Source organism: Streptococcus oralis, assembly GCF_003943825.1.
Taxonomy (GTDB): domain Bacteria; phylum Bacillota; class Bacilli; order Lactobacillales; family Streptococcaceae; genus Streptococcus; species Streptococcus oralis_CD.
The window spans coordinates 149703-170569 of record NZ_RJNJ01000001.1 but is presented as its reverse complement, the minus strand read 5'-3'; the positions used below and the strand labels follow the sequence as shown (position 1 = coordinate 170569).

Here is a 20867-nt window from a genome sequence, read left to right as displayed (position 1 = left end):
TTAAACCTCCTCTGTTAAGTCGAAGAAGAGCTCTTCTAAACTATCTGTTCCTTGTAATACATCTTCTAGCGTTCCCTGTTCGATAATTTGCCCATGATGAATCAAGACTACATCATCTGTTACCATTTGTACCTCAGACAGGATATGAGAGGATAGAAGGACGGTTTTCCCTAAATCAGCCTGCTGGCGAATGAACCTTCTAAACCACTTAATCCCACTTGGATCCAGTCCATTGGTCGGCTCATCTAATATTAAAAACTGGGGATCACCTAGTAAAGCTACTGCCAACCCCAGGCGCTGCCCCTCTCCTAGAGACAGGCTTGATAAGAAATCCTTTTTCTTATGAGCGATCCCAGTCATATCCAATACCTCATCAATCCGAAACTTCGGAATAGCATTACTTGCAGCAATAATATGCAGATGGTCGTAAACCTTTCTATTTGGCAGACCTCCAATACCGTCAAAAGCTGCACCTACTGTTTTGAGAGGATAAATCATTGACTGATAGGTTTGTCCATCAAAAGTCGCAGTTCCTGCTGTCGCCCGATCTAAGCCCAAGAGAATCCTCAAGGTCGAGCTTTTTCCTGCACCATTATGTCCTAGAAAAGCCGTAATGCGACCACTCCTAGCTGTAAAAGAAATATCCTTTAAAATTTGCTTGTCTCCATATTTTTTAGAAACACGATCAATTTTTACAATATGTTCCATACTGAACTCCTTTATCTTTATTTTCTCCAGTATACCCAATCTAGTTCAGAATTAGTTCAGAGATTAAACAGAAATTTCAGAAAAAGTTGATCCACTTTTCAAAAGTCACCTGAGTTCCACTAGAAAAACTAAACTTTTCTTTCACAAGGTATTCTTCTCTCCATTCTTTCTTTATAATTCTGAGGTTTATGTATAGAGACTTTATTATCATTCTAGTACCAAAAAGTCATTTATCAAACTCCATCAACAGCACCCTTTATGATATAATGAAAAAAGAAAACTGAAAGGAACTACCATGTCAAAAGAAGTTATTGTTGAAAGTTTTGAACTTGACCACACCATTGTTAAAGCACCCTATGTTCGCTTGATTGGGGAAGAAACAGGGCCAAAGGGAGATGTCATCTCCAACTTTGATATTCGCTTGGTACAGCCAAATGAGGACTCTATTCCTACCGCTGGCCTTCACACTATCGAACACCTCTTAGCCAAACTCATCCGTACCCGCATTGACGGTATGATTGACTGTTCACCATTTGGCTGCCGTACTGGTTTCCACATGATTATGTGGAGACGCCATACTAGCGCCGAGATTGCTGCTGTTATCAAGGATTCGCTCAAGGAAATCGCGGAAACTACTACTTGGGAAGATGTCCCTGGGACTACCATCGAATCTTGCGGAAACTACAAAGACCACAGCCTCTTTTCTGCTAAAGAATGGGCGAAACTCATCCTGGAACAAGGAATCTCAGATGATGCCTTTGAACGCCATGTCATCTAAACACAAAAGGAACCAGCTTTTAGCTAGTTCCTTCTTTTTTTATTCTCAAAATCTTGAGTTAGGCTTTTTCACGAATGACCAAAACGCCATCTTCCATATCTGCTTCCAGATGTTTGGCATCTAGATGATCCAAGTGGAAATCTGTCACCTTATCACGAATTTGTTGTTCAACCACGCGACGGAGAGGACGAACACCCATAACTTCGTCATAACCTTCTTCTGTGATAAAGTCCTTAGCTGCTTGACTAACTTCCAAATCAATGTCTTTCTTAGCCAAAGTTTGGTTGACTTCCGCCAACATCAAGTCCACAATCTTAGAAAGGTCTTCCTTATTCAAGTGTGAGAACTCGATAACTGCGTTAAAGCGGTTAAGAAACTCTGGACGGAAGAATGGTTTCAAACGATCCATCAACTCTGGTTTATCCGCATCTTCTGTCAAGTTAGCTTCATAGCCAAATCCAGCATTTGATGTCGCGATAATGACCGTGTTCTTAAAGTTCACTGTATTTCCTTGACCATCAGTTAAACGACCGTCATCCAATACTTGGAGGAGAAGGGTGATTACTTGAGGATCAGCCTTTTCAATTTCGTCCAAGAGAATGATAGAGTATGGATTGCGACGAACACGTTCTGTCAAGGTATTGCTATTGTCATCATAACCCACATAACCTGCTGTTGTACCGATTAATTTAGATACGGCTGTGCGGTCACTGTATTCAGACATATCCAAGCGGATGATCGCATCTTTAGTACCAAACATATCGAGCGCCAATTGCTTAGCAAGTTCTGTCTTACCAACCCCAGTAGGCCCTACAAAGAGGAAGCTACCGATTGGGCGATTGCCCTCATCAAATCCTGCACGGTTACGACGAATAGCACGAGCTACTGCTTCTACTGCCTTATCTTGGCCGATTACCTTGTGTTCCAAGCGATGAGCCATATCTTTCAAACGTTCGATGTCTGACGCTCCCATTTGTGACACTGGGATACCTGTCATTCGTTCCACAGACTCAGCCACATCGTTGATGCTTGCAGTCACTTTCATGTCTTCTGTGTGGTTTTCGACTTTTTTCTCTAATTCAGCAATACGTGTCTTGGCATTGAGAGCTACTTCAAAATCTTCTGCCTCAACTGCTTTTTCTTGCTTGTCTTTTTCTGCCTCGATTTCTCGTTCAACAGCATGAACATCTGTTACAGGATGTTGAGCTGCCAAGTGAGCAGCCGTTACATCGACAAGGTCGATAGCCTTATCTGGCAAGCTGCGTTGTGGAATGTATTGGATAGAATAATCCACTGCTGCTTTCAAGACTTCATCTGGCAAGATAACATTGTGGTGTTGTTGGTAGAGGTCACGAATTCCTTGAAGAATTTTAAAGGTATCCTCTGCTGAAGGAGCATTAACCTTGACTTCGTTGAAACGACGAGCAAGAGCTGCATTTTTCAAGATGGTGTTACGGTATTCGTCTTGAGTTGTCGCTCCAATAACGGTCAATTCACCACGAGAGAGAGCTGGCTTGAGAATGTCCGCAAGCCCTTTAGAACCACTGTCTCCTCCGATTGAGCCAGCGCCAAGGATTTGGTGAATTTCATCAAAGAAGAGGATAATATTCCCTGCTTCTTTTACTTCATTGACTAGATTTTGAACGTTTTCTTCAAAGCTACCACGGTATTGAGTACCAGCCTCAAGACCTGAGATATCAATAGAAATGATTTCCTTGTTCTTGATGGCAGCCGGAACATCTCCATTCACAATCGCTTGTGCTAGACCTTCGACAACGGCTGTCTTACCAACACCTGCATCTCCGACTAGAACAGGATTATTTTTCGTACGACGTGAGAGGATTTCAGATGTTTCTTGAATTTCCTTGTTTCGTCCGATTACAGGATCCAGCTTGCCCTCACGAGCTTCCTCTGTCAAGTTGCGACCTAGTTTAGCAAGGACACCGTCTTGTTTCATACCTGAAGCGTGTTGTTGCATTTGCACATCAAATTCTGCATTTCCTGGCAATTGACCAGTTGCACGATAGTGAGCAAATTCCTCAGGTGTCACTTCACGTCCATTAATCAAGTAGCGACGATTTTCAGAACTATATCCTCGCATACCACCCATCAATTGGTTAAATAAATCATCCATGTTGTTAAAGTTATTAAAGTTGTTGTTCATATTCTTTACCTCGTTTATTCTTAATTATATGCGATCTCTGATATTGACTATCTTTGACCTTTGTTTTAAAAATTTTAGACTAGCTAACTAGCTACCCTACGTATAATTTCTGGTTTTTCTTTCTTAAATAAGCCTTTTATCATCTTCTTTTCAAAATCTGTTAGATTTAACATAGGCCCCACCCCTTTCTAGGGTATCTATCATACATTTTCAATAAATAGAATCATTGAAAATGAAGTTTTCTAAGGAATTCATTTTCCTTATGTTCCTACTATATCACATTAGTCAGTAAAAGTCAATAATTTTTTGACCAAATTTGACTATTTTTTAAAAAAATTTTTTGAAGTACAAAAAAGCCCCTAGAAAACGAATTTTCTAGAGACTTTCTCTATCAAGTTTAAGAGAGAAGTAGAATTCTCACTTACCAAGTTTCATGTTTCTTCTACAAAAGCCTAAGCTTTACGTTTTACGAAGAATACCAATCCACTCAATGCCAATACTACAAATCCAAGCGAAGAAAGGATAGAGGTTGCTTCACCTGTGTTTGGAAGTTCAGCTTTACCTTTATTCTCAGTAGCTGGAGATTCTGGTGTTGGATCTGGTGTTGGTGCTGGATCAGTTGGTTCTGTTCCTGGATTATTTGGCGTTGGATCTGGTGTTGGTGCTGGATCTGGTGTTGGTGCTGGATCTGGTGTTGGTGCTGGATCTGGCGTTGTTCCTGGATTATTTGGAGCTGGATTTGGATTTGGTTCTGGCGTTGGTGTTGGTACAGTGTATTTATTTGTAAATACAACTTCTTTACCATCCGCATACGAAACAGTCGCAGTCAAGAGACCTTGACCATCCGCAACTACTGTTACTGTTACAGTATGCTCGGTCTTATCGTATTCAATACCCTCTTCAGTACCAACTTTTTCAACCAAGGTATAAGTGTAAGTACCTGCTTCTTCGAATGAACGAACAAAGGCTACTTTACCTTCGGCAGTATTCTTAGCTGTAGCTACAACGGCGCCTTTCTCTTTCAATTCGAAAGTATAAGCGTCTGCCGCAAGTTCTTTACCTTCAAGTTTCTTAGTTGCTTCAATCGTAGCTTCTACCGCTGGTGCTTTGAAGCTATTCTTAAAGACACTACCTGCTGGATATTCAACAGCTGCCTTCAAGGCGTTGGTTGCTGCATCTTTGGTTACTTTTACCACCGCAGTCTTTTCTGTATCATAAGTAATACCAGTTGCTCCAGCATTCACTTCTTTTACAGTATAAGTATACTCACCTTCTGCATTGTAGTTGATTGCATTAAATGTTACTTTTCCACCTTGGTTTGTTTTTGTATCAATTTTTTGTCCATCTTTGTACAATTCAAAGTGGAACTCACCATCAACCAAAGTACGACCAGTCAATTCTTTCGTAAATTCAAGTGTTGCTGATGTAGCTGTTGGAACTGGTGCTGTATAAGTATTTGTGAAGACACGTTCTGTATCTGCATCTTCTACAGTCGCAACCAATCGACCTTTACCATCATCCGCAACAGTGACGATCACTTCATACGCATTTTGATCATAAGTGATTGTTTTATCGTCACCAGCTTTTTCAGTAATAGTGTAAACGTAATCGCCTGCTGCTGAGAAAGTGACGTTGAAGACAACTTCTCCTGAGGCAGTATTCTTAGCCGTAGCTACAAGGTCTGAACCTTCTTTCAGTTCAAATGTGTAAGCTTCAGCTTCAAGCGCTTTACCTTTCAAGACTTTCTTAGCTTTGATTGTAGCTTGTGCAGGTTCTGCTTTATAGTCATTAACGAAGACCGGTGTTTCACTTGTAACTGTCGCGACAAGTTGACCTGAGCCATTATCTTTGACTTCTACAGTTACTGGATGTTCTGTTTTATCATAAGTTACACCAAGTTTATTGCCAACCTTTTCTGTAATAGTATAGTTATATACTCCTGCTGTTGAATAGCTAATTTCAGAAAAACGAATCAATCCGCCAGCAGCATTCTTTGCTGTCGCAATAACCTTGTCACCCTCTTTCAATTCAAACTCAAACTCATCTATCTCTAGCTCTTTACCATTCAAAACTTTTTTAGCTTCAATAGCAATTTTTGCTGGAGCTGCTTTATAAGTATTAGTAAAAGTTGGGTTGTTACCTGTAACAGCTGCAACAAGTTGACCTTGGCCATTATCTGTAACGTTTACCTTAATTTCGTGTTTGGCAGTATCGTATGTCACACCTGCTTCGTTACCTGCTTTTTCAGTGATAGTGTAAGTGTGGTCGCCTGCTGTTTTGAACTCGATTTCTTTGAAAGTAACGGTGCCGTCTGCAGCGTTTTTAGCTGTCGCAACGACTTTGTCACCTTCTTTAAGTTCGAATTCGTATTTATCAGCTTCAAGGTCTTTACCATTCAAGACTTTCTTAGCTGTGATAGTTTCTTTAGCTGGAGTTGCTTTATAGGTGTTAGTGAAAGTTGGTTCTGCAGATGTGACAGTTGCTGTTAAAACTCCACTTTGGAAAGTTGCTGCTACAGTAACTTCCTTGGCTTCTGTATCAAATGCAACGCCTGCAACTGCTGTTGAAGTGTCTTCTTTGATGATGTAGTGATAAGTTCCCGCACCTTTTACTTGGAGATTCTCAAAGGTAATAGTCCCATCAGCTTTTGATTTTGCTGTAGCTACAGGATCCTTCAAGTTCTCTGCAGTAAACAGGTTAAAGGTAAACTCATCTGCTTTTGGAAGTTTATCTGTACGTCCTTCTACTACTTTCTTAGCCGTCACATTGAATACAGCTGGAACAGGTTCGTCTTTAAGATGAATAGTAGAACCCGCAGCACCGAGTTTGACTGTATACTCTTTTTCATCTAGTTTATAACCTGCTGGAGCAGTCTTCTCTTTGATCTTAAACGTTTTACCTTCCCATTTCTGATCATAAGTTTTCGTAAGCGCTACTCCTTTTTCATTCGTAGTCACTTCTGTTGTTTCACTTGCATCATCTGCTGCTGTCACAGTATATACCGCACCCGAAACCGGAGCAAGAGTGAAGGCATCAGTCTTATGAATCTTAATTTGGTAAGCAGTAGATGCTACAATCGTACCAGAAATCAAAGATGTCGCCTCAGCTGTCATATCAAGTGCTCCCGGACGACTTGTATTCTGTGCTAATTTAGTCCCGTCAGCCAATGACAGAGCAACCCTATTTCCTACTTTACTTCCATCATTAGGAGTTGTTGTGTTATAAGAGACTATATAAGAGGTCGTTCCATCTTTAAAAATGATATCAAATGAAGTATAGTTTTCGTTCCACGAAACGGTATAGTCTTGTCCCTCAGTTAACAAAACTGCATCATCTGGAACAGCAGAAGTCCCAACAGTGATATTTGCCTTATACACTTTTAGAGTCTCAGGAATATACTGTGCAGGAGTGTAACTAGTATCATCATTTGGTATAGTATCATGTAATACAATATTTTGTCCTAAGTCTTGTTTCTCTGTATTTACACGTACACGCCAGGTAGACCATGCATCTCCCTTGCTAACCGAACCAATCTCAGCCAGTTTTGGAGAGTTCCAATTTTCAAGGGCAGCACGACCCCCAATTTTAGCATAATTTTCAGTACCAACTTTGGGACCATCGATTGTTTTTGATGAATAAATGTGAGTCACTTCTTGCTTCAATGAGGATGAATTAAAGTTTATGCGGGTTTTATTCTGATCCTTTAAGAATCTAAAAGTAACAGAAAAATTCCCTGACACATCCTTTACCTTATCTCCACCAGTTTTCTCTAGGTATTTATCCAAATTTTTTAAGGTGATTTTTGCTTTCCCACCTTGATCAGTACCATTTGAAGTCACTTCTGCTTCTCCAATAGTGACTTTTGTTGTCGGATCAATTAAATCCTGACTCCCTTCATAAACTGCCATAGGAGCAGGTATATCAAAGGTAAAATAATCTCCATTATTCAGATGTTCATTATACTGTTTGAGATCAAAGGTCACGCGAAGCTTATATGCTAAATTCGTACGAAGCGAGAAATCTCCTTCTGAACTCACATTTTGCTTAGTATCGGAAGCATCTAATAGATCGATGCCTGTAATTACTTGTGTCAATTCTTTTGAAACAGGATTATCTGCTTTAACAATCCCTACCAAAACAGATGCTAGAGCTAAAATAGCAAAAGCTAACGCAGAAAATTTAGAAAGCATGTTTAACGCTTTGCTTTTCGACATTTTTTCTCCTCTTTTCTATATGAAATTTTTATTTCTAATCTCCCTAGGAGATTACATCATACCATTTTGACAACCCCTATCACTAACTAGAGTTTATCTATTGTATTATAACATCTCAATACAATCTATTCAAGTTTAATAACTAGAAAATATATTTTTATAAGATTTTATTATATTTTTCTTTTAAATTTCAACACATTGTCATCATAATGAACAAAGTCTCTCAGTATTTTTCATATGATATGTCAAAAATTTATCTTTTAGATATAGAAAAAAGCCAGTCCTATAGACTAGCTTTCTTTTCATTCTAATTGAATCTTAGCTCAAGGCGTCATCCATTGAAAGAACTTCGTGGAAGACACGTTGTGTCAATTCAGTTTTTTGTTCTGGAGTGAGGTATTTAGTGTTCACACAGTATCCAGAGATACGTACGATAACGTCTTCACCTGACATGATCTTTTCGTAAACATCGTTCAAGTCCATAACGTTCAAGTTAACGTGTTGTCCACCGTTTTCAAAGTAACCATCAAGGATTGTTACCAAGTTATCAACTTGCTCGTCACGAGTCTTACCAAGAGCACGTGGAGAAACTTGAGTTGTCAATGAGATACCGTCAGCTGCGTAACCAAAGTCAAGGCTAGCAAGTGAGTTCAAGTTTTGCAACCATCCACCTTTAGCTTTGTTAGATGGGTTCGCACCTGGTGAGAAGAATTCAAGTTTAGACAAGTTCACAGAACCATCTTCGTTGAGGTATACACCTTTGTGGACTGGTGAGTTACCAGTTTGTTTAGAGTAAGCAACGTTAGATGTGATTGTCAAAAGTGATACAGTAGCTTCTGCGTCTTTGTAAAGCTTGTGGCTACGTAGACGAGTTGTGTAAGCTTCGATCAACCATTCTGCCAATTCGTTTGAACGAGGGTCATCTTCACCCCAACGTGGGTATTCACCGATTGTTTCATAATCGTAGATGTAGCCATTTTCATCACGGATTGGTTTAACTGTAGCATACTTGATAGCTGACAATGTATCAACAGTGTTAGCAAATCCACAGATACCGAATCCCATGTTAGCACGTTGTTTAGTTGGCAAGAAGGCCATTTGAACAGCTTCGTAGTTGTACTTGTCAGTCATGTAGTGGATGATGTTCAAAGCGTCTACGTAAGTGTCAGTCAACCAGTCAAGAGATTTTTCGAAGTTGGCTTTAACTGATTCGAATTCAAGAACTTCGTCACGGATAGGATCGATGTCAAATACTTTGTAGTCTTTGTGAACATCGTCGTAACCACCGTTCAAACCAGTAAGAAGGGCTTTCAAAACGTTTACGCGAGCACCGAAATACTGGATGTTGTGACGTTGTCCTTCGTTTTCTGGGTCAAGTGGTGACACACAGCATGAGATACAGCTCATTTCTCCGTATCCGTCTTTAGCCATTGTTGTTACACCTTCGTATTGGATAGAAGAGTGTTTGTGGCTCATGTGCATACAGTAGCGACGGAAGTTGTATGGCAATTTGTCAGTCCAAAGAACCGTCAAGTTTGGCTCTGGAGAGTTACCGATGTTGTCAAGCGTGTTCAAGAAACGGTAGTCCATCTTAGTAACACGGTGACGACCGTCGTTACCCATACCAGCCATAGAAGTTGTGATGAAGGTTGGGTCACCTGAGTACAATTGGTCATAAGCTTTTGTACGAGCAAATTTAACTGTACGAAGTTTCATAACGAAATCATCAACGAACTCTTGGATTTCTGATTCAGTAAATGTACCGCGAGCAAGGTCACGTTCTGCAAAGATATCCAATACGATTGGCACACGTCCTAGAGATGTTGCAGCACCGTTGATAACACGGCAGACAGCCATGAAGGCGATGTTAACCCATTGGATGGCTTCTTTCGTGTTCATCGCTGGTTTGCGGACATCAACTCCGTAAAGATCACCCAAGCGAACGACTTGTTGCAATGCTTGGTATTGAAGGTTTACTTCTTCACGAAGACGGATTGTTTCTTCATCAATTTCTTTGATCGCATTCCAGTCGTTTACTTTTTCTTGCATCAAGTAGTCTGCACCGTAAAGAGCAAGACGTGCGTAAACACCGATGATACGTCCACGTGAGTAGGCATCTGGAAGACCAGTTACAGTGTGAGCGTGACGAGCACGACGAATGTTTGAAGTGTAAGCACGGAAGATACCGTCGTTAACTGTTGTTACGTATTTAGTAAAGATTTCGTGAACAGCTGGATCTGGTTCGTATCCATTTTCTTTCAAAGTAGTTTCAGCCATACGGATACCACCTTTTGGCATGAAGTTCAATTTGAAGAGTTCATCGTTTTGGATACCGAAGATAACTTCATTTTCTTTGTCGATAAATCCAGCAGGAATATCAGCAATAGATGTTGGACGAGTGTCCATTGGGAAACGAGTTTCTTCGTAGTGTGCTTTTGTTTCTTCTACGATTTTTTTGATGTGAAGTGAACGTTCTGTTGGTCCAGCAAGGAAACTTTCATCTCCATCGTAAGGTGTGTAGTTAGCTTGAACGAAGCGAGAAATACTTGCTTTTTCTTTCCAATCTACGCCTTTGAAGCCTTCCCAAGCTTTATCAAAAATATCTTGTGCTTCAACAACTGTCTTAACAACCATGTTAATGTCCTCTTTTTTCTAGTAACAGTCATCTGTTACATTCTTGAGTCAAGTATACCATACAGTAACCGATTTCAACAAGAGAAAATCGGCATTTTAGACGCTTTCTTTTATAATACAGTCTCTTTTTTCCTCCAATCTGTATTATATTTTTGAAAGTCAGATTGAACTTTCCCATTTTTTCAGAAAAAAGGGTATAATAAATAGAAAATGACACTAGAAAGGGATTGGAATGCTCATATTTCCATTGATAAATGATTTGTCCAGAAAAATCATCCATATCGACATGGATGCCTTTTTTGCTGCGGTGGAAATAAGAGATAATCCCAAGTTAAAGGGCAAACCTGTCATTATCGGAAGCGACCCCAGACAAACAGGTGGGCGTGGTGTCGTTTCTACCTGTAGCTATGAGGCACGAGCTTTTGGTGTTCATTCAGCCATGAGCTCTAAAGAAGCTTATGAGCGCTGTCCCCAAGCTGTCTTTATCTCAGGAAATTATGAAAAGTATAAGACTGTAGGACTTGAGATTCGAGCTATTTTTAAACGTTATACTGATTTGATTGAACCTATGAGTATTGACGAAGCCTACTTGGATGTGACAGAAAATAAACTCGGTATCAAGTCTGCTGTCAAAATAGCCCGCCTCATCCAAGAGGATATCTGGCAGGAACTACACCTGACTGCTTCTGCAGGCGTCTCTTATAACAAATTCTTAGCTAAAATGGCCAGTGATTATCAGAAGCCACATGGTTTGACAGTGATTCTACCTATTCAAGCCCAAGAATTTCTCAAACAAATGGATATTGCTAAATTTCATGGTGTTGGTAAGAAAACAGTAGAAAAGCTTCATGAAATGGGCATTTATACTGGTGCGGACTTATTGGAGGTCTCAGAAGTCACTTTAATCGATCGGTTCGGCAGACTCGGTTTTGACCTTTATCGAAAGGCAAGGGGCATTCATAACTCACCGGTCAAACCCGACCGCATTCGTAAGTCCATTGGCAAGGAAAAAACCTATGGAAAGGTCCTACAAGTAGAAGAAGACATTAAAAAAGAGCTGACTCTCCTCTCTGAAAAAGTAGCTCTCAATCTCAGCACGCAGGACAAAGCTGGAAAAATCATTATCCTAAAAATACGATATGCTGACTTCTCCACTCTGACTAGACGAAAAAGCCTCCCACAAGCGACACAGGACGCTAGTCAGATTTCTCAAACTGCCCTTCAACTCTACGAAGAACTAGCTGACAAAGAAAAAGGTATTCGTTTACTAGGAATTACGGTAACAGGATTTTAAAAAGCTTGAAGGAATCTTCCTTCAAGCTTTTTCTTATACAAACAAACGTACAAAACTATAGAGCAACAAGACACTACCGAGGACAATACGGTATTTACCAAAGAGTGTAAAATCGTGCTTCTTCACATAGCTGGTCAAGAAACGAATGGCAACCATGCTGACCGCGAAGGCAACACCCATAGCAACCAAGAGCAAGAACAGTTGTCCAAAACTCAAGAGTTGACCCGCTTTAATAAATTTGAAAATCTTCAAAGCACTAGCTCCGAACATAACAGGAATTCCGAGATAGAAGGTAAACTCTGTTACGACTGAGCGGCTTGTTCCATTCAACAAACCACCGACGATCGTCGCACCTGAACGGCTCGTTCCTGGGAAGAGGGCGAGGACTTGGAAGAGCCCAATGTAAAGGGCTGTTTTATATGGCAACTTGTCAAGCTCTGTTACTGTTGGTTCAATGGCTTGCGCCTTATTTCGTTTTTCAAGATAGATAAAGGCAACACCATAGATAATCAACATAATCGCAACTGAAACCATGTTATGGAAGTTGTCATAAAACCAATCATCTAGTTTAAAAACTAATAGCAAAGGCAAGGTTGCAACGAAGACTTTTGACCACAACTGCCAAGTTCTACGAACTTCGACCTTAGTTTTACCAGGTTTGAAGGGATTGAGTTTATTAAAGTAAATGACCGTAACTGCTAAAATGGCACCAAGCTGGATGACAACATTAAACATGGATATGAAGGCTGCATTCTGGTCCTTGTATTGTACAAATTCTTCAACCAAGATCAAGTGGCCAGTACTTGAAATGGGCAACCATTCTGTAATTCCTTCAACAATCCCAAAAAAGATTGACTTCAAAATTTCAATAAAATACATACATTACTCCTTTTTCTGTCCTCTATTATAACATAATTTCAGATGTTGCGATAGATTTTTTAGAAGGCGCCGATGCTACCACCACCTCCACCTCCTGAGAATCCTCCACCTGAAGAACCACTTCCAGAAGATACAGAGTAATTGCTAGCTGTATTCGCGACAGCAGTATATTGCTTGATTTGTGCAGTTGAGGTGTAGAACTGTGAGTGCCAACCATAGGCTACATAAAGATTCAAATCTGGATTTTCAAGCTGAATATGGCGAACTTTCATTAACTTGCTCACCTTCTTGGCATAACCAAAGAGAGTCGCATAGACCAATAGACGGTTCCAAAGGACGATGCTCTCTAGCTCGGCCTGATCCAGATGAGCGATGTCGCGAAGCATATTTTCAAAACTCGTCCAGAGATAGAAGATCTCCGCTCCTTCCTCTGTTAGAACTCCATCGCGATAGGCTCCTCGCGTGGCAAGATAAACCCAGAAACTAGTCCCTAATCCTGTCAATCCTAAGAGTAGAAATGGGATCGAAAAGAAACCATGTGTTTGCCAGCTATAGTAAAAGAAGAGCAGTCCACCGAGAGCTGTTATGGCTGAACAGACCCGCATCCCGAGAGCAAGGCGACGTTCCTCACTTGTCAAGGGACGATAGTAGCTTGGGATACGAAGTACATGGACCTTATCCTTGACACAAGACTGAATGCGTTGAAGTCTTCCTTCAAAGGAGCGTTTGAGACGCGAGCCTGTTTCTCGGATATGTTTTTCATCTGACTCTTTGGCACCACGGTAAAGGGAAGATGAAACTTGGTAATCAGGGAAGAGCTCTGAAATAGCCAATTCTTTCTTATTTGACAAAGTCATGCGCAGACATTCCTTCTCAAAATTGGATAAACCCTTTTCACTGATAATGCGCACATAAGGTTCTTCATCCCCTTGGAAAATAGATAAATGACCTCGATCTACTAAATCCAACAAGGTTGCCTGAATCAGACGTTCAAAAGTAAATTTACCAAACCCTGATTTGTTTAGGGGATTGACTTCCTCTAAGGAAGTTGAATACACTGCTTCTGCTAAAACCATTGGAGGCAAATCCATCGGTGGTTCGTAAAGTCGATGATCTTTTGGAAAGACCTTTTTAATGCTTATACTCTGACGAAACATCCTATAGAAGATAGGGACTAGAAGTAAGAGACTCATAAAAATGACGGGAAACATCCATTTCATCAAAATCTCACTTTGCGCTTTTTCTGTTGCTATATTGCTTTCAATCCGGTTAAAATCGGTTAAACGTTCTTCCTCTAATCCTTGATCTGGAGCTCCTGCAAAAGCACTTCTAGGCCAGTATGCGTGTAATTCGATCTGTCGCTTTCTAGGAAGGTCTTTCATTTTGACATGATAGAGATTATTTACTTTTTCAACACTAGAGTCCCTTAGGAGTTGGCCTGCATGAAAATAGAGTTTCTCTGCTGGAGTATCTGAGCTGACCTTGAACTCAATCTCTTTGATGTCTCCAGTACTATCTGTCAAGGGTTGCCAATTTAGCTCTGCGATATCCTTATATAAGAAGAGAAGATTTGTTAATTTCCAGGTAACCGTTACCCGAACAGTATCTCCGGCATATCCAGCATTGTAAATTTTTACCTTGTAGCCGTCCTCTTCCTCCATAGTATAGAAGGAAGCATTTTGAACAATTCTTCCATTTTTAGAGACCTGAACGGTCGGATCGGGATCAATGTTAAATCCTTCTGGCATTTTCCCAGCTTTCCCTAGTCCAACTAACTGACCATTATAATCATCTCCAAAGCGGTAGGTAATTGTTTCCTTAAAAATTGCAGTATTATCTGCATGAATATTCAAATCACCCTGATAAGATAAGATATCAAAGTCTACTGCAAAAACTAGGCTCGGTATAAATAATAAATAAGCAAATACCAAAGCCAACAGCCATCTTTTTTTCATAATCGGTTCCCTTTCAATCTTTTTACCATTATATCATTTTTTATAAGTAAAGGCTTACTTGTATTGAAAATCTCACTATTTTTAGATACAATAGAGAGAGTCATTTTTAGACTAGAAATAGGAGAAAACATGAAAAAATTATGCTTATCTATCCTTGCTAGCCTAGCCCTTACCTTAGGACTAGTTAGCCAAGTCCAAGCCGACGAATATTTACGCATCGGGATGGAGGCAGCTTACGCTCCCTTCAACTGGACCCAAGACGACGATAGTAACGGCGCCGTCAAAATCGACGGTACCAACCAATATGCCAACGGCTACGATGTTCAAATTGCTAAAAAGATTGCCAAAGACCTTGGTAAGGAACCTTTGGTCGTAAAAACCAAATGGGAAGGACTTGTTCCAGCCCTTACTTCTGGCAAAATCGATATGATTATTGCAGGTATGAGCCCAACGGCTGAACGCAAACAAGAAATTGCTTTTTCAAGCAGTTACTATACTAGCGAACCGGTTCTATTGGTCAAAAAGGACTCTGCCTATGCGAATGCCAAATCTTTGGAAGACTTTAGCGGAGCAAAAATCACGTCTCAACAAGGTGTTTATCTTTATGACCTGATTTCCCAAATTACAGGTGCCAAAAAAGAAACTGCTATGGGTGACTTCGCTCAGATGCGTCAAGCTCTGGAGGCTGGTGTTATTGATGCCTATGTTTCTGAACGACCTGAAGCAATGACCGCTGAGTCTGCTAACGCTAAGTTCAAAATGATCCAACCTCAACCAGGTTTCAAAACTGGCGAAGAAGATACAGCTATTGCCATTGGACTTCGCAAAGATGACAGCCGTATCAGCCAAATCAATGCGAGCATCGAAACCATCTCTAAGGATGAACAAGTAGCCCTCATGGATCGTATGATCAAAGAGCAACCTGTGGAGTCTACAACAACGGAGGAAGAAAGTAGTTTCTTTAGCCAAGTTGCTAAGATCCTTTCTGAAAACTGGCAACAACTCTTGCGTGGTGCTGGTATCACACTCTTAATCTCCATTATCGGAACCATCACAGGTCTCCTTATCGGACTTGCGATTGGGGTCTTCCGTACCGCTCCACTATCTGAGAATAAGGCAATGTACGCCCTACAGAAATTAGTCGGTTGGATTCTCAATGTCTATATCGAGATCTTCCGTGGTACACCGATGATTGTTCAATCTATGGTTATCTACTATGGAACTGCCCAAGCTTTTGGTATTAACCTTGACCGCACACTAGCCGCTATCTTCATCGTCTCAATCAACACGGGAGCCTACATGACAGAGATAGTTCGTGGTGGTATTCTAGCAGTTGACAAAGGACAGTTTGAAGCTGCAACTGCTCTTGGTATGACCCACAATCAAACCATGCGTAAGATTGTCCTACCTCAGGTTGTCCGTAATATTCTACCTGCTACTGGTAATGAGTTTGTCATCAATATCAAAGATACCTCTGTATTGAACGTTATTTCAGTTGTTGAGCTTTATTTCTCAGGAAATACTGTAGCAACACAAACCTATCAATACTTCCAGACCTTTACCATCATCGCCGTGATTTACTTTGTCCTCACCTTTACTGTGACCCGTATCCTACGCTTCATCGAACGTCGTATGGACATGGATACTTACACTACAGGTGCTAACCAAATGCAAACGGAGAATTTGAAAAAATGACACAACCAATCCTTGAAATCAAACACCTCAAAAAATCCTATGGGCAAAACGAAGTGCTAAAAGACATTTCCCTCACCGTCCATAAAGGAGAGGTTATTTCCATCATCGGAAGCTCAGGAAGTGGAAAATCAACCTTCCTTCGTTCGATTAATTTACTCGAAACACCTACAGAGGGAGAGATTCTCTATCGAGGAGAAAATGTCTTAGAAAAAGGCTATAACCTCACCCATTATCGTGAAAAACTCGGTATGGTTTTCCAATCTTTCAATCTCTTTGAAAATCTGAATGTCCTTGAAAATACAATCGTCGCTCAGACGACTGTCCTTAAACGCGACCACTCTGAAGCTGAAAAGATTGCCAAAGAGAATCTCGAAAAAGTTGGTATGGGAGAACGCTACTGGCAAGCCAAGCCTAAACAACTCTCAGGTGGTCAGAAACAACGCGTGGCTATCGCCCGCGCTCTCTCCATGAATCCTGATGCCATTCTCTTCGACGAACCAACATCTGCTCTTGACCCTGAAATGGTTGGAGAAGTCCTCAAAATTATGCAGGATTTGGCTCAAGAAGGCTTGACCATGATCGTCGTAACCCACGAAATGGAATTCGCTCGCGATGTCTCGCACCGTGTCATCTTTATGGATAAGGGTGTCATTGCTGAAGAAGGCAAACCAGAAGAACTCTTCACGAACCCTAAAGAAGAACGAACAAAAGAATTTCTTCAACGTTATCTCAGCTAATAAACAAAGACTGCATAAAGAATGCAGTCTTTTTAGTTTGTAATTGTAAAGAAAAGGCAGACTCGACTCAGGAACCTGCCTGTGACCACAGTTTAATCTTCAAATTTTTCATGATTTTTTTCATAGAAATCGATTAAACCAAGAGCTGTTTCAAATGAAATATTTTTAACTTTTGCGCGTCCTTGTGCTAGAGCAATGATAGACATTTCACGCGCATTCGTTTCTTTAGAGATACGGTAGCCTGTGATTTTCTTATCACGAACCCAGCCAACAACTGCTTCTACTTTTTCAAAGTTCGACTTAGCCATGTTCTTCTCCTAAATTATTCTTTACAATACTTAATTGTATACGTTTTTATTTCGTTTGTCAATAAAAAAACATATATACGTCATAACTATATTATTCTGCATATTTTTATTTGGCTTTTAAAGCCGATAATATATGAGTTCTTATGTCCTCAACTCCATTAGGATTTGCTGGTAGGAAGATTGTATTATTACCCTCTTTATCTGCAAAATTATTCAACGTATCTAAATACTGGTTCGTTAATAGGATAGACATGATTTGTTCTTCAGTTAGCTCAACATTGGCTCCCTTTAACTCTTGGATAGAATCAGCTAGTCCGTCAACAATTGCTTTACGCTGCTCTGCAATCCCTACACCATGTAGGCGATCTTTTTCTGCTTCTGCTTCTGCTGCGGTCACGATTTTAATCTTATCTGCTTCAGCAAGCTCTTGCGCCGCAACTCTCTTACGTTGAGCCGCGTTAATTTCATTCATTGATTGTTTTACTTCAGCATCAGGTTCAACCTTAGTAATCAGCGTTTTGACAATGATATACCCATACGTAGACATTTCTTCAGCCACTTGTTTTTGAACTTCTAAGGCGATTTCATCCTTCTTCTCAAACAACTCATCTAGGGTTAGCTTCGGTACAGATGAACGCAAAGCATCTTCAATATAGGATTTAATCTGGGCTTCTGGACGCATCAATTTATAATAAGCATCTGTGACATTGTTTTCATTTACTCGATACTGAGTTGCCACATTCATCGTTACAAATACATTATCTTGCGTCTTTGTCTCTACAACAATCTCACTTTGCAACAAGCGTAGTTGAACTCTTGCCGCAATCCTATCAATTCCAAAAGGAGCTCGTAAATGAATACCACTATTGCTCAACTTTTGGTATTTACCAAAGCGTTCTATGATAGCGACAGATTGTTGTCGAACCACATACACAGAACTAACCATAATTACTGATGCAATCACCACTAAAAACAATAAAACAAGTAAAATTTGTAAAAACATGGGAATCTCCCCCTTTCGTCACCCTCATTATAGCACCATCATTACCATTACGCAAATAATATGATAATAATTTTATTTTAGCTTAAACTAACATATTATACAACGTTTCGTTCCCATTCAAATTAATATAAGATGGGTCAAACTTTTCCATTCGATGAATCAATCCAGCATAATCATGCTTATTGGCAAGGGCTACCCCAATCAATACAGGGCCCGTCCCCTTGCTTGCTCGTTTGATGTATTCAAAACGAGTGATGTCATCATTTGGCCCCAAAATGTCATTTACAAACTCTCGGAGAGCTCCTGGGCGCTGTGGGAAATTCACTACAAAGTAATGCTTGATTCCATCGTATATCAAGGCACGTTCTTCCATCTCTGGCATACGGTTGATATCGTTATTTCCTCCAGAAATAATACAACAAATCGTCTTGCCTTTGATATAGTCTGATAAAACTTCCAAGGCTGCAACACTAGCAGCCCCTGCTGGTTCCGCTACAATTCCTTGCTTGGAATAAAGATCAATCAAGGTTTCAGAAATCAATCCCTCGTCCACCCCAATCAGCGTTTCAACATTCTTACGGGTCGCTTCGTAGGTCAACTGTCCAACTTTCTGTACAGCTATCCCATCAGCAAACTTATCAATTTCTTTGAGTTTAACTGGTCCCCCAGCCTCAAAGGCAGCTTTCATAGAGCGGGCTCCATTGGCTTCTACCCCAAACACTTCAATAGTCGGGTTGGTTTCCTTAATATAAGTTGAAACACCGGCAATCAATCCGCCACCGCCTACTGGTACAAGTACTGTATCAAAATCAATAGACTCTTTACGGGCTTCTTCAAGAATCTCATAAGCTACTGTTCCTTGACCAGCCTGAACATGCGCATCATCAAAAGGATCAATGAAGGTGCGGTTTTCTGTCAGTGTAAATTCTTGTGCTGCCTTAGCAGAAGCATCAAAGGTATCCCCAACCAACTTGATTGTCACAAACTCTCCACCGAAAAAGCGAACCTGCCCAATCTTTTGTTGCGGTGTTGTGATGGGCATAAAGATCGTTGCAGGAATCTTCATCTCATTACAAGTATAGGCGACACCTTGGGCATGATTTCCCGCAGAGGCACAGACTACACCACGCTCACGTTCTTCTTTTGATAGCTGAGAAATGGCATAATAGGCTCCACGAATTTTAAAAGAGCGAACTCGTTGCGCATTCTCCTTTTTGAGATAAATCTTTGCTTGGTATTTTTCTGATAAATAATGATCATATTCTAGTGGTGTATCAACTACTACACCACTCAAAACTTTGTGGGCTTTCACCACATCTTTTGCACTTAGCATTGTCTCCTCCTCAAATACTTTTCAAGATAAAAAACGAGTTAGGTACCCCCAACTCGCCTTCTGTCTCTCTTTACAAGAATTAATTGTAGATTTTGAATGCGTCGTCGTCGTTTTTACCAACGAAAGGCATTGCTTTACGCAATTCTGCACCAACTTTTTCAATTTCAAGGTTAGCTGCTTGTTCACGGTAAGCAGTTAATTTTGGACGACCAGCCTTGTAGTCATTTACAAAGTCATTTGCAAATTTACCATTTTGGATATCTGCCAAAACAGCTTTCATGTTTTCTTTAACTTGCTCAGTAATCACACGTGGACCTGATACATAGTCACCGTATTCAGCAGTGTTTGAGATAGATTGACGCATTTTCTTGAATCCACCTTCATAGATTAAGTCAACGATCAATTTCATTTCATGAAGAACTTCAAAGTAAGCCAATTCTGGGGCATAGCCTGCTTCTGTCAAGACTTCAAAACCTGCTTCGATAAGGGCAGTCAAACCACCACAAAGTACGGCTTGTTCACCAAAGAGATCTTCTTCAGTTTCTTCTTTGTAAGTTGTTTCAAGCAAACCAACACGAGCTGCCCCAACACCTTTACACCAGTCCATAGCAATGTTTTTAGCATTTCCTGTAGCATCTTGGTAAACTGCGTAAAGAGCTGGCACACCAAATCCTTCTTCGTAAGTACGACGTACCAAGTGTCCTGGTCCTTTAGGAGCACACATGAAGACATCTACATCTGCAGGAACTTTGATAAATTCAAAGTGGATATTGAAACCATGAGCGAATCCAACTGCATTTCCAGCTTCCAAGTTTGGAGCGATTTCTGCTTCGTACAATTCTTGTTGGATTTCGTCTGGTGCCAAAATCATGATAACGTCAGCCAATTTAGTAGCTTCTGCTACTGTGTAAGTGTCAAATCCGTCTTCTTTTGCTTTGTCAAAAGATTTACCTGGACGCACACCGATGATGACATCACGACCTGAATCACGCAAGTTTTGCGCATGCGCATGTCCTTGTGAACCATAACCGATTACGGCGATTTTTTTACCGTCAAGCGCTGCTACTTTAACATCTTTTTCGTATTCCATTTGAACTGCCATAGTTTTTCTCTCTTTTCTATTTTTATTGCCTTATAGGCTGGTTAAACAAATTTATGCTGGATT

14 protein-coding genes are annotated in these 20867 nt (G+C 40.5%); 4 read left to right on the top strand and 10 right to left on the bottom strand.

Features of this window, described 5'->3' with window-relative positions:
- Positions 1–708, bottom strand: a complete 708-nt coding sequence (locus D8863_RS00825) for an ABC transporter ATP-binding protein (protein ID WP_000400162.1) — start codon at positions 706–708, stop codon at positions 1–3.
- A 295-nt stretch (positions 709–1003) separates the two neighbouring features.
- Here D8863_RS00825 and D8863_RS00820 point away from each other — a divergent pair, with 295 nt between their 5' ends.
- Positions 1004–1486 carry an S-ribosylhomocysteine lyase gene (locus D8863_RS00820; RefSeq protein WP_125440801.1) on the top strand — a complete coding sequence of 161 codons (483 nt, stop codon included), beginning with the start codon at positions 1004–1006 and terminating at the stop codon, positions 1484–1486.
- Positions 1487–1544: 58 nt separating this feature from the next.
- On the opposite strand, the gene D8863_RS00815 is transcribed toward D8863_RS00820, so the two are convergent.
- The 3 genes from D8863_RS00815 to pflB form a co-directional block, all read right to left on the bottom strand.
- A complete protein-coding gene (locus tag D8863_RS00815; RefSeq protein WP_125440800.1) occupies positions 1545–3650 on the bottom strand; it encodes an ATP-dependent Clp protease ATP-binding subunit in 2106 nt (701 codons plus the stop codon).
- A 452-nt stretch (positions 3651–4102) separates the two neighbouring features.
- Positions 4103–7864 (bottom strand): Spy0128 family protein, encoded by a 3762-nt coding sequence (locus D8863_RS00810; RefSeq protein ID WP_125440799.1) that lies wholly within the window; start codon positions 7862–7864, stop codon positions 4103–4105.
- A gap of 318 nt (positions 7865–8182) precedes the next feature.
- A complete protein-coding gene (gene pflB, locus D8863_RS00805; protein ID WP_125440798.1) occupies positions 8183–10498 on the bottom strand; it encodes a formate C-acetyltransferase in 2316 nt (771 codons plus the stop codon).
- Positions 10499–10730: 232 nt separating this feature from the next.
- Between pflB and dinB the strand changes: the two genes are divergently transcribed.
- Positions 10731–11792: a DNA polymerase IV gene (gene dinB, locus D8863_RS00800; protein WP_125440797.1), complete on the top strand. Its 1062-nt coding sequence runs from the start codon at positions 10731–10733 to the stop codon at positions 11790–11792.
- Between the two features lie 33 nt (positions 11793–11825).
- On the opposite strand, the gene D8863_RS00795 is transcribed toward dinB, so the two are convergent.
- Both D8863_RS00795 and D8863_RS00790 read right to left on the bottom strand, forming a co-directional pair.
- Entirely contained in the window at positions 11826–12671 is an 846-nt protein-coding gene (locus D8863_RS00795; protein ID WP_070837818.1) for an undecaprenyl-diphosphate phosphatase, read from the bottom strand.
- Positions 12672–12730: 59 nt separating this feature from the next.
- Positions 12731–14626: a DUF2207 domain-containing protein gene (locus D8863_RS00790; protein WP_125440796.1), complete on the bottom strand. Its 1896-nt coding sequence runs from the start codon at positions 14624–14626 to the stop codon at positions 12731–12733.
- 129 nt (positions 14627–14755) lie between these two features.
- Between D8863_RS00790 and D8863_RS00785 the strand changes: the two genes are divergently transcribed.
- Both D8863_RS00785 and D8863_RS00780 read left to right on the top strand, forming a co-directional pair.
- On the top strand, positions 14756–16321 hold the full coding sequence (locus tag D8863_RS00785) for an ABC transporter substrate-binding protein/permease (protein WP_125440795.1): 1566 nt from the start codon (positions 14756–14758) through the stop codon (positions 16319–16321).
- Complete coding sequence (locus D8863_RS00780) at positions 16318–17058, top strand: amino acid ABC transporter ATP-binding protein (protein ID WP_000193352.1); 741 nt, start codon at positions 16318–16320, stop codon at positions 17056–17058. Before D8863_RS00785 ends, D8863_RS00780 begins: the two co-directional genes overlap by 4 nt.
- A gap of 92 nt (positions 17059–17150) precedes the next feature.
- On the opposite strand, the gene D8863_RS00775 is transcribed toward D8863_RS00780, so the two are convergent.
- From D8863_RS00775 to ilvC, 4 genes are all read right to left on the bottom strand, one after another.
- Positions 17151–17366 carry a capsule biosynthesis transcriptional regulator gene (locus D8863_RS00775; protein ID WP_001130031.1) on the bottom strand — a complete coding sequence of 72 codons (216 nt, stop codon included), beginning with the start codon at positions 17364–17366 and terminating at the stop codon, positions 17151–17153.
- A 106-nt stretch (positions 17367–17472) separates the two neighbouring features.
- On the bottom strand, positions 17473–18369 hold the full coding sequence (locus D8863_RS00770; protein WP_000479681.1) for an SPFH domain-containing protein: 897 nt from the start codon (positions 18367–18369) through the stop codon (positions 17473–17475).
- 82 nt (positions 18370–18451) lie between these two features.
- Complete coding sequence (gene ilvA / locus D8863_RS00765) at positions 18452–19702, bottom strand: threonine ammonia-lyase IlvA (protein WP_125440793.1); 1251 nt, start codon at positions 19700–19702, stop codon at positions 18452–18454.
- A 79-nt stretch (positions 19703–19781) separates the two neighbouring features.
- On the bottom strand, positions 19782–20804 hold the full coding sequence (ilvC, locus tag D8863_RS00760) for a ketol-acid reductoisomerase (protein ID WP_000290683.1): 1023 nt from the start codon (positions 20802–20804) through the stop codon (positions 19782–19784).
- Between the last annotated feature and the right edge of the window lie 63 nt (positions 20805–20867).

What these genes read in the sequence shown, in the direction of transcription:
- D8863_RS00795 (WP_070837818.1), bottom strand. Translation starts at nt 12,671, where the DNA reads ATGTATTTTATTGAAATTTTGAAGTCAATCTTTTTTGGGATTGTTGAA.
- D8863_RS00770 (WP_000479681.1), bottom strand. Translation starts at nt 18,369, where the DNA reads ATGTTTTTACAAATTTTACTTGTTTTATTGTTTTTAGTGGTGATTGCA.
- D8863_RS00780 (WP_000193352.1), top strand. Translation starts at nt 16,318, where the DNA reads ATGACACAACCAATCCTTGAAATCAAACACCTCAAAAAATCCTATGGG.
- D8863_RS00825 (WP_000400162.1), bottom strand. Translation starts at nt 708, where the DNA reads ATGGAACATATTGTAAAAATTGATCGTGTTTCTAAAAAATATGGAGAC.
- D8863_RS00785 (WP_125440795.1), top strand. Translation starts at nt 14,756, where the DNA reads ATGAAAAAATTATGCTTATCTATCCTTGCTAGCCTAGCCCTTACCTTA.
- ilvC (WP_000290683.1), bottom strand. Translation starts at nt 20,804, where the DNA reads ATGGCAGTTCAAATGGAATACGAAAAAGATGTTAAAGTAGCAGCGCTT.
- D8863_RS00820 (WP_125440801.1), top strand. Translation starts at nt 1,004, where the DNA reads ATGTCAAAAGAAGTTATTGTTGAAAGTTTTGAACTTGACCACACCATT.
- pflB (WP_125440798.1), bottom strand. Translation starts at nt 10,498, where the DNA reads ATGGTTGTTAAGACAGTTGTTGAAGCACAAGATATTTTTGATAAAGCT.
- D8863_RS00815 (WP_125440800.1), bottom strand. Translation starts at nt 3,650, where the DNA reads ATGAACAACAACTTTAATAACTTTAACAACATGGATGATTTATTTAAC.
- ilvA (WP_125440793.1), bottom strand. Translation starts at nt 19,702, where the DNA reads ATGCTAAGTGCAAAAGATGTGGTGAAAGCCCACAAAGTTTTGAGTGGT.
- D8863_RS00790 (WP_125440796.1), bottom strand. Translation starts at nt 14,626, where the DNA reads ATGAAAAAAAGATGGCTGTTGGCTTTGGTATTTGCTTATTTATTATTT.
- dinB (WP_125440797.1), top strand. Translation starts at nt 10,731, where the DNA reads ATGCTCATATTTCCATTGATAAATGATTTGTCCAGAAAAATCATCCAT.
- D8863_RS00810 (WP_125440799.1), bottom strand. Translation starts at nt 7,864, where the DNA reads ATGTCGAAAAGCAAAGCGTTAAACATGCTTTCTAAATTTTCTGCGTTA.
- D8863_RS00775 (WP_001130031.1), bottom strand. Translation starts at nt 17,366, where the DNA reads ATGGCTAAGTCGAACTTTGAAAAAGTAGAAGCAGTTGTTGGCTGGGTT.